Annotated in this window: 10 protein-coding genes and 1 pseudogene; all 11 read right to left on the bottom strand. The window is 62.2% G+C overall.

The window, feature by feature from the left end; all coding sequences use genetic code 11:
• Window positions 1-145 precede the first annotated feature (145 nt).
• On the bottom strand, window positions 146-1516 hold the full coding sequence (locus Thiosp_RS14340) for an IS4 family transposase (RefSeq protein WP_323696488.1): 1371 nt from the start codon (window positions 1514-1516) through the stop codon (window positions 146-148).
• A complete protein-coding gene (locus Thiosp_RS14345) occupies window positions 1513-2394 on the bottom strand; it encodes a DUF4338 domain-containing protein (RefSeq protein ID WP_323696489.1) in 882 nt (293 codons plus the stop codon). The genes Thiosp_RS14340 and Thiosp_RS14345 overlap by 4 nt, the downstream gene beginning before the upstream one ends.
• A 236-nt stretch (window positions 2395-2630) precedes the next feature.
• A complete protein-coding gene (locus tag Thiosp_RS14350) occupies window positions 2631-2822 on the bottom strand; it encodes a DUF6134 family protein (RefSeq protein ID WP_201064005.1) in 192 nt (63 codons plus the stop codon).
• A gap of 258 nt (window positions 2823-3080) precedes the next feature.
• Window positions 3081-3299: pseudogene (locus Thiosp_RS14355) on the bottom strand (phosphoribosyl-AMP cyclohydrolase); the annotation flags it as partial.
• Between the two features lie 61 nt (window positions 3300-3360).
• Window positions 3361-3963, bottom strand: coding sequence for a hypothetical protein (locus Thiosp_RS14360; protein WP_201064007.1), 603 nt, complete (start codon window positions 3961-3963; stop codon window positions 3361-3363).
• 240 nt (window positions 3964-4203) lie between these two features.
• On the bottom strand, window positions 4204-5007 hold the full coding sequence (locus Thiosp_RS14365) for a DUF7281 domain-containing protein (protein ID WP_242518308.1): 804 nt from the start codon (window positions 5005-5007) through the stop codon (window positions 4204-4206).
• Between the two features lie 11 nt (window positions 5008-5018).
• Window positions 5019-6212 (bottom strand): RNA-binding protein, encoded by a 1194-nt coding sequence (locus tag Thiosp_RS14370; protein ID WP_323697119.1) that lies wholly within the window; start codon window positions 6210-6212, stop codon window positions 5019-5021.
• A gap of 23 nt (window positions 6213-6235) precedes the next feature.
• Window positions 6236-6877 carry a hypothetical protein gene (locus Thiosp_RS14375; protein ID WP_201064013.1) on the bottom strand — a complete coding sequence of 214 codons (642 nt, stop codon included), beginning with the start codon at window positions 6875-6877 and terminating at the stop codon, window positions 6236-6238.
• Window positions 6878-10606 carry an ATP-binding protein gene (locus Thiosp_RS14380; protein ID WP_201064015.1) on the bottom strand — a complete coding sequence of 1243 codons (3729 nt, stop codon included), beginning with the start codon at window positions 10604-10606 and terminating at the stop codon, window positions 6878-6880.
• Window positions 10607-10847: 241 nt separating this feature from the next.
• Window positions 10848-11042 carry a hypothetical protein gene (locus Thiosp_RS14385; RefSeq protein ID WP_201064017.1) on the bottom strand — a complete coding sequence of 65 codons (195 nt, stop codon included), beginning with the start codon at window positions 11040-11042 and terminating at the stop codon, window positions 10848-10850.
• A 45-nt stretch (window positions 11043-11087) separates the two neighbouring features.
• The gene (locus Thiosp_RS14390; protein WP_201064026.1) at window positions 11088-13961 is read right to left on the bottom strand and encodes a UvrD-helicase domain-containing protein; all 2874 of its coding nucleotides are present in this window, start codon (window positions 13959-13961) and stop codon (window positions 11088-11090) included.
• Window positions 13962-14246 lie beyond the last annotated feature (285 nt).

Here is a 14246-nt window from a genome sequence, read left to right on the forward strand (position 1 = left end):
AGTTCAATTTGGCCAGATTTCCCATGTTCTGGCTCACGCAACTTCCCTTCACCTAGAAGACAAAATTAAATCATCTAAAACAGCAGCTTGAGAACATAGGCCCGCACGGTAGTTGCCAGCTTACAATGTGCGTGAAACCATACCATTACCCATAACTATCCCTGACGCTGCGGTAAGCCTCCAGCGCCATGACAAAATCGGGGATGCGCTGCAACCCAATCCAGAGCGTCTTCGGTCCCGGGAACCCATCGGATTTGCGGTTGAGAAAGCCGCCCAGGGAGGCGACCATGCGCACCATGGTATCGAGCGAGGGCGGCTGCTCGGGTGGCGCTTGTTTCTGGGTGACCAGATAGACCGCCTTCCATTCCTCCTCGGCAAAGACCGCATCGCAAGGCAACTCCGGGCACTCGCGCCCGAGCATGGTCAGGTACAGCACCCGCCACGCGATGATCATGTACAAAGCGAGCGCCGGCTCCAGGCGCTCGCGCGTCTCGAGCTGCAGCTCCTCGATGCGGCAGCCACTTTTTAAGATCCGGAAAAAAATTTCCACTTGCCACCTGCAAAGATACCAGGAGAGCGTCTCGATGGCCTCTTGGGCGCTCTGCACCGCCAGATTGGTCAGCAACAGCCAGTTGAGTGGCTCCTCGCCGGCGGGCGGATTGACCTCGGTGGCCAGCAAAGCCGTGACCGTGACATCGGGCAAGGTGCGATCCGGGCGCCAGGGTGCCTTCAGGGTCACGCGCACCACCTTGATCTCCTGCGTGACCTGGCGTGCTTTGGCCCCCTTGGTGGCGGGACGCTCGAAGGTGATCTCGGTGAGCACCGGGGCGGCGTCCAGGGCCTCATTGAGCTTTCTGCCATCGGCCAAGCAGCGGTCGCGATGCTGCACCCGTACCAGCCAATCGGCGCTGTTCTCGGGGATGGGCGCTTCAACAAACAGGTCGTAGATGTCGCCCTCGCGATCGGCAACATAGGTCAAGCGCGTGTCGCTCAGTTCCTCGGCCAGCGCATTGACGCGCGCGTAGCCATCGACCCAGCGCACGCTTTCTTTCTCCTCCAGTGGGCGGCGCGAGTCTTTGTCCTGGCCCAGGCTACCGGGCTCGCGCACAAAAGTGTGCAAATCCAGCAGCCCCAGCGCGAGGCGCTCGGGCGTGACCGCCAAGGTGGGATGGATGTACATCCCATAGCGGCTCTCAAAGTTCAGTGGCCCAAGACCGACAATGCCTTTTTTGGTTGTATAGTCCAGCTCGCTGGTATCTTGGATACACAGCACCCGCGGATGCTCGCGCAGACGTTCTTCGGTACAAGCAAAATGGGGTGCGAGGATCTGCTCGGCGGTGACCGTGGGATGATCGAAAAAGCGATAGGCGGCCCGGGTCTCATACCAACCGTTGCAAGCCCCGGGAATACTTTGTGTCGGCTTGGCGCCGAGGGTTTCAAGCACCTGTTGGGCGCGATGATTCAGGCGCTTGTCGCCCAGAGAGATGTCCTGCAGTTCAGAGGCCAGCGCGATCATGCCACCACCCCCAGGGCGGCGCGGAAGTCCGCCGCCAGCGGGTAGACATAGATCGCCTTGCGCGGCAGCGCGGCCCGATGGGTGCGGTCGCACTTGCCGCGCCCGGTGGTTTCGCCCAAGTCGTGCCAGTTGGCGGCACGGTAACAGGTCCCGGCAAAGCGTGGGGTCTCGACAAAGGTCTCCAGCAGCACCAGACGCTCGCCATAGCGGGCGGGAAAGTCGACACTGACTTGCCGCGCGGCCAAGGACAGCACCTTGGAGGCGAGGTGTTTGACCTGCACCCAGGGCAGGATGAGGAAGCGGGCGTTGTTGAGCACCCGTCCCAGGTGTGCTTGGCGCTGCGCGGGCGTCCAGCCAATCCAGCGGTCGCGGGCAGCGACTTTCCAGGCCGCCGCGCCAAAGCCGATGGCGCCGAGCAGACCGCCATCCCACTGGATCAGGTAGCGCAGCTGCGCACCAGGCAGGGGACTGTAGCCGAGGTAGTGGTAGCGCTCGATCAGGCCGTTCCATAATTGCGAGGCCCTTCGATCATCAACGCGCGCCAGGCGCAAGCCGCTGAGCGCGCGCAGCGGGACGGACACTGGGATCGGTTCGGGCCGGGACTCGGGGCGCGGGACGAAGCGCCGCCCATTGCCATTGCCGCAGGTCGGTGGCGGCAGCACAATGAGCCCGGCACGATGCAACCGCAGCAGTCCCACCCGGGCACTCATGAGCTTGGGGCGGCCTTGGATATCGGTCCACTCCAGCGCGCGGCACACCCGCCGAGCGATCTCCGCGCGCAGCGGCGGCTGCGCCAGCGCGATCTCCTGGCGAATGCGCGCTAAGTCGGTCTCGTTGAAAGGGCGCCCACATAAACGGCTTGGAATCGCTTGGTCCATGGTCTCCCGTCCCCTTGCTGAAGATGAAAGGGCATCTCAGCAGAACTCGGGAGCTGTGTCCAGCCCCGGACGACGCTGGGGCGGGGAGATATGGGTAATGGTATGGCGTGAAACAGCTCAAATTGAACTCCCTACGCTGTGCCCAAGCCAACATAGCACGAACAGGATAAACCACCCAACCTGCTCATCCCGGACGAAACGTAAGCCTAATGTCGGCTTCGGATCGGGGCCGTTGATCATATCCTCCGGTAAATGAGGGTAGCGCCCTTGCCAGTTTCGCTGACGAGCTGCACCCAGCCGAGCTCGTCGTGATACCAGAGGTCGATTGCAACCTCGTCGGTGTCGATGGTATAGCGCTTCACGGGAATGTCACGGCCGTAGACATTAATCTTATCGACACCCCGCTTGCGCACAGCGACGCGTTCCAACTCGCCTGTTTGCGGGTTGAGAAGGCGCTTCTGCTCAAAAACTTGGCCGCAAGCGCAATGCGCGCATCGCGCTCAAACTCCAGCGGCGATAGATTCAACACCGCTGGAAGCGATTCAGGATAGTCGATGCTTAAGGTGTTCATATTTCCTCTCTTTCCCATTATGCTCCAGCGTCACTTCTGAGACCGTTTCGCCAACGTGCGCTCATCGGGCAGTGATCCAAATCTGAAAAATCGGAAAAATCGAATCTGGTTCGTTTTTTGTTTTGCCGCTCTCCTCGCCCTTGTGCCAGAGCTTTTGTCGTGACCGGCTCCAGTAGACCGCCTCGCCGAGTTCCATGCTCTTGGCCAGCGACTCCTCGTTCATGTTGGCGACCATGAGTATCTCGCCACTGGTGGCGTCCTGGGCAATGGCCGTGATGAGCCCGCTGCCTTTGGAGAAATCTACGGCGTTTTTGATTGCGTCGGGAAATGTCATAAGGGTCCTAAAATTATCGGAAAAGTTGACAGGTGAAGAACGCGACCTGGTTCAGCTTGAGTCAGCGCACCGGCTGTGCATCTACAATCAGCGGAACACTGTCATAGTCGGTGCATTCCGGGTCACCCTGACAAGACGCGGCTGCAACCCGGGTTTGCTGATAGGAGAAGCGCACCTGCTGACCCACAAGCGGGCGGGCGCAGAGCGAGAAATCGGCCATTCCTTCTTGGCGAATCTGTTGCTCGTCAACAAAGGTGATGTAACAGGCGATGTCGCCCGCCTCCATGGCTTCAATCCGATAAACCGGTCCAGCTCCGGTCCCTGCCCCTGCCCTGCCCTGGCTATTTGACTGCACCCGGTAGCGAACGGACTCGTCCGGGAAAGTGTTCCAGCCGGTCCAGACCTCATTGAGGGTAACCAAACCTTCCCCCAGTGCCTCGATACGAAAAACCCAGGTCTGCGGCGGACACCCCTGAGGACCATCCGGACCCGCCTCCTCCACCGCCAAGAGCGTATTCTCCGACAGAGAGCGGACTCGCGCGGAGACTGTCGGCTCGCCATTGCGCGAACAGGTGAGTTCATCGTAACGCTTCATCCGATCCTCGCCGATGAATTCAAACCCGGCACAGCTTGCCCCCTCCATCACCAAGCGCGTATTGGCCAAAGGATGTGCCTGCAATGCGGCCGCACAAGTACAAAGGGCAATGGGGAAAAGTGATTTCTTGAATTTATTCATTCAGGTATTGCCGATTGATCGCAGTTTTGGAAGCATACAAGGAAGGTTCGAAGCTGATGTCAATTCATGTTGTGCGGGATTATCGCAATGAACCCCGGCATCTTAATCGAAACTAGCGCGGCCCCGTCCGTGCCGAAGCGGGCTGCCGTCATGCGTTGCTCACTCCGATCAATACCGCGCAACCTGTCGCAAACGCGCTCCAAGCGCAAGCATGTGCTGCTGTTTGATGCTGACTTGCGCGGCTTTCATCCTATCCCAAACCGCGCCCCACTCGCCCAGCTCAGCATTGTCGAGATACTGAACGGCCTGATGCTGCCGGGTGAAGTGCACTCGGCTGCCCTTGGCGAGCAGGTGTTCGTTGAGATCGGGCAGCAGCAGGGCATCAGCGCGCGGAAGGGTGTGGGCGATCCGCAGCCCGGCCGGGTCCCAGTCGGAGAATACCGTGACGGGGATCTGTTCAGGCAGGATGCTGAGCAGCTGGCGAGTGCCACGCGCGAGTCCGCCGTGGCCGCGATAGAGCACCAGGCTGGCAGCGAGTTCGGCGGGTGCGGCGAAGGCGTGCCAGTCGTCGAAGCTGTCCAGGTTTTCGACGACAACTAACTGGCTGACCGCGTCGAGATTTAGCGCTGCCAGGGGGACACGCAGGCTCAGCTCGGGCGTCAACCTTGGCAGAGGTGCCGACAACTCGCCTTTCACCAGCACATGCTGATCGTCCGGTCGCTCGCGGGCGATCTTCTCGTCGATCACGCTGGCGGCGACCTGTCGGCGGTTGCCCTCGGGCACGCCGGCGCGCGGGTCGAAACCCCATGCCTGATGAGCCAGCGCGCGCAGTTCGCGGCGTTGCTCGGCATTGAAGTGCAGTCGCCGGCCGCGGGTCTCGCCCATCTCAAAGGCCTGCTGAATCTCGTTCCAGGTCGACGAGCACTTCACGCTGTCCAGTTCATCGCGCAGCAGGCGGTGGACGAGCTGCATGTGCCGCTTGCTCAGGCCAGCCATAGCCGCAGGTCGCGAATGATGAAGTTGCCGCTGTAGAGCGGATGCGACTCGCCGAGCATGTCCAGCTCGAAGTGATGCTTCTGTTCCTCGGGCAGGCCATCGTAGCCGCCGATCACCTGATACAGCCAGCTTTCGGCATCCCAGGGCAGAGTCTCCTGGCAATGGTAGTCGAGCGCCGAGATCGCCTGGCCGCTGTCGATGACCTGGCAGAAATAGGCGTCCACCGCTGCGCGGATCGGGCTGGATGTTACCTCGAAGGCGTCCGGTGTGTGCAGCGTCAGATCGGGCGCGTCGCCAAGGGACTGGACTGGTCGGTCTTGGGTCTGCTTGGCGCGGATTGGGGCTAGCAGGGCCAGCAGCTCGAATTCCAGGGTTGAATCGTGGATGTCCAGGCTCGCTGGAGCCAGCACCGGTGCGGCCTGATTGAACAACTGTGGTACTAACCGAGCGGCGGCATGGGGTCCGACCTCATAGTCCGGATGCTGCTCCATGTGCAGCAGCCAGCCCTTGAGCAGCCGGGTACGCCCGCGAATCTCGCGGAAGCGGCCTAGCTGTTCGAGCAGCCGCCCTTGCACGATGCTCAGCTCCTGGGTGCAGGCGCTCAGCGTGCGTTGCAGGTTGGTCACCAGCAGATGGCGCAGTTCGCGGAGATCGCCGGCGGACTCGGCCAGCGCCTGGAAACTGACCAGTTCCAGCCCGCTGAGCAGCTCGCTGACCTGAGTCTGCGCCAGCTCGTTTTCGCGGATCTTGGCGTTGAGCGTGCCGACGTAGCCGAACTCGTTGTTGATGCGACTCCAGAGCACGCGGATGCTGTGCTGTAGGGTCTCGCCGAAGGCGTAGACGTGTTCTCTCAGGTCGGCCAGATAGACCTCGGCGGCGGCGTAGTCGCCCTGATGGTGGGCCTCTTTGTAGTGGTCGGCCAAGGTCTTGAAGCTGGCCAAGGCCGAGCCGGTGTTGGCGTCAATCTGACGATTGCGCTCATCGCGCAGGGCCTCTTCCAGCAGCGCCCGAACGACGCGGCGCAGGTGCAGGTCCGCGCCGGGCTCAGGGCGATAGAGGATGCCGTGCTTGACCAGGCGCCCCTGCACGCCTGGCTCCAGCACGTCATCCGCCACTGAGCCTGCCAGGTAGGCGTCCATGATGGGCTCGGCCTGGGCTCCGAGCTGGCGCAAAAAGCGCACTCCCGATTGTCGCAGCGTGCTGCTCACAGCAACTGGCCCTGGCTGGCGAGTTCGGCCTGAGCCTCCAGGCCGAGTCCTTCGGCCTCATCGATAAAGCGGATGACCTCGTAGAGATAATCCAGCTTGCCCGTGGCCAGATAGATCTGTTTGTCCGGGTTGGGACGGGTCAGATAGCCTAGATCGCACAATCGCTTGAAGACCAGCTTGACCTGGGTATCAGTCGCCAGGCTGGTGGAGCCGAACAGCCGATAGTGGCTGATGCGGGCCAGTTGCTCGCGCAGCGCCGGGGTGTCCTCAATAACGGTCTGCAGCTCATTCAGACGCAAGGGCGCGCCCTCGGTCAGCGGCGCGTCCTGGGCCGCTGCCTCCTGCACCAGCACCAGCCATTCGGCGATCGGCGTTAGCGCCTGGCAGATGTCGCGGAACTGCTGGCTGATCACCTTGCGCTCGTCGTCGTCAAACTGGCGATAGCCGCAGAAAAACACTTCGCTGTCGGCGCCGGTCCCGACCGTGGCGATCTGCCGGTTGAGCTGGCTTAAGTAGGCGTCCACTTCCTCGCGATTGCCGGGGGTCGTCAGAAAGCGCCATCCGTCCTCGTCGGTTGTGCGACAGATGAAGGCCCCCTGAAGCAGACGCTCGATGACATGGCCTTTGATCGATAGCATCTACAGGCCCTCCTCTGGATAAGCGCCCGCTGCATGGTCCGGCTTGGAGGCCACCTCTCCCCGGTCGCCAGCCCCGCGTTGGCGCAGCTTGGCGGCGATGGCGTCGATGCGAGGCTTGACGATCTGCAGTTGGCGGGTCTGTTTGTCGACGATATAGCGGTTGGCGAAGAGCCCGAGGATCTCCGAGTCGGGGTTGGGAAAGGCACCGAGCACGCGAATATCGTTGGCGGCGCAGGCATCGAATATCTTTTTCACATTGTGATTGTGCAGGGTGCCCAGTTCATCGATGGGCCAGTGGATGGTCACCGGCGCCCGGCCGCGCAGCAGCCGGGTGAAGGCGAGCAGGAACTTGCACAGGATCATATAGGCCATGCCGTGACTGGATGATTCGTTGAGCTGGCGGTCGGTGCGGATCACCAGATCGCTCTGTCCCTCGCGCAGCCGCAGTTCGATCTCCAGCAGTCCGGCGACGCCGCCGCTCTGCGCCGAGCGGCCGATAATGTCCAGCGCCCGGCGCATGCTGCTGACATAGTCCTCGTCGGGGAGGCCGCTGAAGTCCTCATCGCGCCATTCGCGGAAAGCATGGATGAATGCCTTCAGCTCGGGCCAGAACTCAAGCTCGGTGATGCGTGAGCGGATACGCACCGCCGAGTCCGACACCCCGTCGAGGGAGAGGTCTTCCGCCACCTCGCGAGTGATACGCGCGCTCTGCGTGGCGATGCGTTGGTCGATATCGGCCAGCACGTCGTAATAGCTGTTGAGGTCGATTCCGAACAGCCGGCCCTGCTCGCGCAGCGCGGTCAGGCTTTGGGGCAGCAGAACCTTGAGCAATTGCTCCAGGTGCGGCACCAGCTTGCGGTGGTCCAGCGCGGGGATCTCGCGCTCACCAACCAGCATGCAGTCGGCGCGGCTGCGCTCCCAGAATTCCGCAAGGCTGGAGCCGGCGTTGCTGGCGATCAGTGTGTCGAAATGTTCCACCAAGACCTTGACCGCATCGAGCGCCTGTTCGCGCACATAAAGCTGCTTCTCGCCCTGGCGCAGACGCTCGTCCAGCGCGCCATCGGGCGGGGCCCCGTCACCGGACAATCTCAGCTCGCCCATGCGGCGCAGCAGGATCTTGAGCCGATTGAGCTGCTCCTGCGCCTCGTCCTTGCGCAGCTTAGCCTGGGCGCGCTCGGCTTCCAGTCGGCCGCGCTCGGTCTTGAAGGCGCTGGTGGCCGCATTGAGTTCCTGGTCCAGTTCGGCGGCGCGCCGACGGCTGTCTTCGAGTGCTTGTTGGAGGGCCGGTTTGCGCTTGAGCCAGCTGCGCTGATACCAGTCGTCATAGCGCAGCACCTCGGGGCGGCGCCGCTCGGTGCGCTCGATGCGCTCATCGAGTTGGCTGATCTGCTGCTTCAAGGTCATGATGGCCTGCTCATCGACACCACGGGATTTCAATTCACCCTGGTACCATTGCTCGCAGGCGTCGAGCTCGGTCTGGGCCTGTTGCTTGCGTTCGTCAATCGCAGTGCGCAGGCGTTGGATCTCGCTGTCGATCCGCCCGATCACTTGCTGCCAGTGGGCCTTGAGCTCCATTGCGACTTCAGTGTGTCTGGACTGGATGTCCTCGCGCCACTGCTCGCGCTCGCTCGCCAGCTGCTGGATGCGCGTCATCAGATCTGTCAGCGCCTTACGATCCTTGCGCTTGCGCTCGCTCAATGCCTCATTGATCCGGCTCTGTTCAGTAGAATGCTCCTCGCGGATGCGGCGCAAGTCGTCTCGACGGTTGTCTCGCTCGGTGCGCGCGACCGTCAGCTCAGGCTGCAAGGTCTCCAATGCCTCGGAGTGCTCGCCAAGCTGGCGCTCGGCGGCCTGCTGCTGATTGTCGGCATCCTTCTTGGCATCCTCGGCCAGTTGGAGGCGTTGGCGCAGGGTCTGCTCGGAGGCCGCATGCTCCGGGGTGTCGATGGCCGCCAGGTCCAATCGCAGGCCAAAGGCAGCGTCCTGCGCCGGCTCGGCCAGTGCGGGCTTTAGATCGCTGCGTTGCAGCAACGCGGGGTCGATCAGCTTGCCCAGGCGCGTCTCCCAATCGGGCTGCTCGCGACGCAGGAACTCAAGCAGGCTGTGCTGGCCGGGAAAAAGCAGACGCTGCACGGCATCCAGCTCGCGCTGGCGCCCGTCGACCTGGCGCCTCGCGGCTCGCAGAGCGGCGTCGGCTTCATTGCGCTGGCGCAGTTGCTGCTGCTCCCTGCCCTCCAGTCTGCGTACCTCGGCATCGGCTGAGTCGGAATCGGCCTCCGCCTGCTCGCGGCGCCGATCAAAAATGGCGAGAGACTGGCGCTCGTCCTCGGTGTAGCTGGCACTCTCGATCTGGGTCTCCAGGCGCTGGCGATCCAGGCCAAGCTGGACGTCCCGCTCGCGGAAGTCTTCCTGGCCGGTCTCCATTTCCGCCTGCTGGCGTTGTTGCAAGGCGCTGAGCTCGGCAGTTTGCCGTTCTAGCTGGTCCGTCCTTTGGTCCTGCAAGACCGTCTGTTGCTCGCGTAGCTCGTCGAGCTGGCGCTCGCGCTGATCCTTGATCCGCTGACCTCGCTCCAGATAATCGCGCTCCACATCCTGATGCTGATCAGTGAGCAGGCGGTACCGTCCGCGCAGGTTCTCCAGGTCCTCACGCCAGGTGCCGACCGCCTCCAGATCGATCCTGGCCTGCTCGATGTCGGCCTCCAGGAAGCTCTGGTACTGCTGCTCGATTTGCTCAAGCTCGCCCTCGTCGCGGGTGATCTCGCCCTTGCTGGCTGATCGCTGCTGGTTGAGATCATCGCGCTGCTGCGTCCAGCGCTCCTCCAGCTGATTCAGCGCTGACTCCATTTGCGCGATAGCCGCGTCGGCTTCTTCAATCAGGCGTTGCTGGCGCGGCTCATCGCTGCGATAGCCGAGCCGCAACCCACTCAGGCGCCGCTCACAAGCCAGCAGGTCCTGGTACTCGCGCTCCAGTTGCTCGAACTCCGGGCGCATGGCGTCGAATCCCTGGATCAGCCGGCTTTCGCGCATCCAGTCATCCACCCGCTGGAGCTTGAGGCCAGACGTCGGTGGGCTGACCCCGTCCTCTTCCAAAATGGCGGCAATCATGGAGCGCACGGTCTCCATCTTGCCCTCGCGCGAGTGCACCGCCTGGGCCAGTTTCTCGATATGGCGCAGCGCATGACCGGGCTCGCAAAGAGAAAACTCTCGGGCGAAGGCGCGCAGCTCACCACTGCTGGCGCCTGCGGCCAGTTGGACACGGTCGTTTTGCAGGATCGCGCGGTATTCGCGCGTATTGAGCAATCGGGTCGCGCTCACCTCCGCCTGCTTCAGTCGCCGACCCAGCTCGGCCATGCCGAAACAGCTCAGCGTGTCGCCGTGACGGCTGCGGGTGTAGTCCGCCAGGTCGAATGCCTTCTGCACCAGTCGGTAGGCGACGCCCTTGCCGTCTGCGGAGGCGGCCAGCACGGCCTGACAGGCCTGTCCATCCATGCGCTGATATTCATAGATGATAAAGCTCTGCTCGGTCGGCAGGTACCAGCGCTCGAAACTGTCTCGGGTCGATGGCACGACCCGGCTGGGATATTCGCCATAGAACACGGGCACCAGACGCTGCAGGGTTGTCTTGCCGGAGGCGTTGGTGCCGCAGATGTTGGTGTGGGCATCGACGACGAGCTCCACGACACCTTGGAGATGGGTGTTGATCAGGATGATACGGTTCAGGCTGGGCATGCGAATCCTTGCGTAACAGGGAGACCGGCGGTTGATAAAGCGGGAGTTCCGATGACAGCATCAGTCACCCGTAAACAGGGTGAGCGCTGACTGCCCATACAGTTACAGGCTCTGATCGCCGAAGCCTCGCCGTGGTCCGAACTGGGACAGACTAGCTGGTTTTCCCAATCCCCGCCCAGCATCTGCACGAGCTCCTATGCCATTCATTCGCCTGTCGACGAGCAACCGTGCAGGCAGTTTCTCAGCGCCGCAGAAGTCGTCCGTCGATCTCTGCATTCAACCTGTCTTGCTGGCGAAAGGAATCGGTCACCATATCCAACAGAAGAAGTCCGGTCGCAGTGGCATCCGAGAGATCCTTGAGCTCGGCATAGCCGTCGCCACCGGCGGCCAGGAAATCCGGCATCACCAGTCGATAGGTGACCGTCGCTCGGATCATTAGTGCGTGACATCGCGACCTTACTCGGCATCCTAACCGGGATATTCAGGCGATCGAGCGCAGCCCCGCGGCCATGGCATCCGCGTCGGTTTGCTGCAAAATCACTCGCAACTCCCCGACTTGCCGCTCCAAGAAGCGGTTTGGATCCTCAATGCCATGGAGGGCGTACCAGTCCGGCACGTCCATCAGCTCAGCCGCCAGGCGTTCGGGCGCGAGGAGCTGGTAAATGGGTTGCCAACGACCCTCGACGCGCAGGGAGAGATGGGGGTTGAGCAGGTAGTGGCCGCGGCGCACGCGCAGGAACAGCTTGCGGTTGCCCGGACCTTCGCGCGCCACTTCGTTTTTGGACAGGATGGATGACAGGTACTGTCGCTTCTTGCGTCGGGCGGGGATGATGGTGTCCGGGAAGTGCGCTAGGATCTGCTCGAAATCCGTGGCCGCCAGAAATGCTTTGCCGCCGCGCGCATAATTCTGGCCCAGGCGCTGATAGAACAGCACCATGGCGACGCAGAGCATCAGATATTCCATGATCTTGCGGTCGAGCTTGATCAGGCGCCCGTCGACCTGAATGTCCTGGCTGGGCGGCGCCAGGCGCTCAAATACCGCCGGTAATTTCTGGCGTGCATAACGCTGATCGACACAGGCGCGCTCCAGGCTGATCTGAAACGCATTCAGTCCATTGGCATCCACCAGACTGGTGTCGGCATCGCGCGTGAGCAGTTCTTCGATCAGCTCCGCGTGCCCTTGGCGGCTGGCAATCATCAGCGGGGTTTGGTTGAAGACGTTGCGGAAATCCACGCCATAGCGCTCGACCTCCCGCACGACGCCGCTGGTGTGCTTGAGCCCATAGGCCAGGTAGTGCTTTTTTTCAAGCATGCCCATGGCCTTGCCGGGGTGCTGGGCGGCGCTGAAGCCGGCGTCGATCAGCGCATTCAGCCAGCGCTGGTCGCGATAGACCAGGGCGTATTCCATCAGCGCGACGCGGGCTTTCTTTTCGCCCTGTGCGAGCGCCTTTTGCTCGAGCTCCGACAACGCCTCGCCGTGCAGAACCGTCCAGGGTACCTCGCGTTGCTTGAGGATCTGCTCGCGGATTTCGGCGGCCTGATCCTCCTTACCTTGCATTTCGAGCCGGTGGGCCTCGCGGCGCCAGTCATCAAGGCTGGAGCGTTGTTCCTCGACATCATTGACGTCCTGATGCACCTCGGTCAGGCCGAGCAGTTCGAGCAACCCCTGCTTGGGCTTGGCCTCCAAGACATAGAGGTTGCGCACGGCCCGGGTCACGGCGACATAGAGCGCATTGATGTAGAACTTATAAATCTCGAGCGACTTGTCGCTCTTGTCGCGTCCGCGCGCGTAGCGCAGTTCGCCCTGTAAGTCCTCGGGCGCCAGATCGCCGGCGATGTCGCGGTAGCGTTTTTCCTCCGCCGACAAGAAGTTGTAGAGCAGGACGTTGTCGTATTCGAGCCCCTTGGCCTCATGAATGGAAAACACCAGCGGGGTGCGGAAATGCTTGCGCACCTCCGCCTTCTGATCCGGATGCAGCACCAGGATGGCGAAGCGCGCCGAGGCGGCGGTGCGGCGATCGAGATCGCTTTTGACGGCATCGCTGTCGGCGAGCAGTCCCACCGTGCCAATCTTGGGACCACGGCTTTGGACCAGATAATTGCTCTCGCGGTCGACCGAACCAAAGCGCGCCTGCTTGATGTGCAGCAGGCGGTTGGCCATCTCGGTGATCTGCGGCGAGTTGCGGAAGTTGGCGTTGAGGATGCGTATCAGCTCGGTGGAGCCGCTCCCTGCCTCGTTGCGCTCATGCCAGAACAGCGTCTTGACCTTGGCCCAGGAGAAAAAATTCGGGTGGACGATTTGGTTGGAGTCGCCGCACAGGAGGAAGCCGGTCGGGTCATTCAAGGCGCGCAGAATGAGCAGCAGCTGGACCGCTGTGAGGTCCTGCACCTCATCGATGACGATGAAGTCATAGCGCGGCGTGATCAGCTCCAGCCAGGCATGGCTGACCAGGTTGGCGTCGAACCAGCCCTCCTCTTTCAGTAGACGCAGATAGCGCTCGAACAGGTCGTAGACGGCATCGCGCAGCTCAGGCGCATAGATCGACTGGCGCACGCCGAGGCCGCGATAGCTCTCGCGATCCAGATAGGGCCGCTCCTCGTCGGTGCCGGTGAGAGCGCCCTGGAATTCCTCGAACAAGCGATGGGTATCGCGCAACTCGCGCGGGAGCTTCTGGCGCCCAGCCCAGGCGGCGAAGGCGCGCGGGGTCATCTCACGGCCCTCGGGCACGCGGATGGTCTCGAGATACTCGCGAAAGGATAGGAAGTCGACCTCCTGGTCCTCGTTCTCGTAGCCGTTGGCGTAGTAGAGATCGCGGGCGTTCTGCACCAGGAAGGGGGAGCGGGTCACATAAAGCACCGTCCCGACGGCGTCCTTCATCTTCTCGAGCGTCAGCGCCGTCTTGCCGCTGCCGGCCGAGCCGATCACGATCAGCGGCGGCGGTTGCTGGTAGATGGCTTCCTGGTCGTTGTCGAAGCTCAGTACCTTGTCGAGCAGATGGAAACGCGGCAGCTCGGGATTCAAATACCGCAGCTCAGGTGCGTCCGCCAGAGCAATCGGGTCGGCATCCGGGATTTTCGCCTCGTCGATCACGGCTCCGCGGCTGAGGAAGCGTGATTTTTCATAGGCATGGGCGGCGATGTATTCAAGAACCAGGATGCAGCCTTCATCCCCGTGCCGATGCAGGGCGAACAGCAGACGATTGGCTTTGTCGAGCCGGGCGCGGAAGAGATTCTCGCCCACCTTCTTGACCTCGGCGGAGCGGAAATCCCCGTCGCGCAGGTAGCCGGCGAGTTTCTCGTAGCCGGGTATCTTGCGCGTGTCGAGGCCGCGGTAAGTGAGCAGGCGAAATGACATGGTGCTGGCTGTTTGGCGGGCTGTTGTAAAACCCGACATGCTAGCGGACCCCTCTGCTAAGTCAAAGTGGATACAGGCCAGTGCGAGCGCCGGGTCAGTGCGGATTGGCAGGCGCGCTTTCGCTATCCGCTGTGGCTGCTGGAGACCTTCGTCGATCCACCCCGGCCACGGTCCAGAAAAACATCTCCCGCCTGCGCCGGTTCGCGACCGGTTTGATCCAGGCAAAATCCAATGATTCCGTCTCGGCAACCATTGATAAGCTTGCCCGCAAGGTCCGCCGTGTCT

It is taken from the genome of Thiorhodovibrio litoralis (assembly GCF_033954455.1).
Lineage (GTDB): Bacteria > Pseudomonadota > Gammaproteobacteria > Chromatiales > Chromatiaceae > Thiorhodovibrio > Thiorhodovibrio litoralis.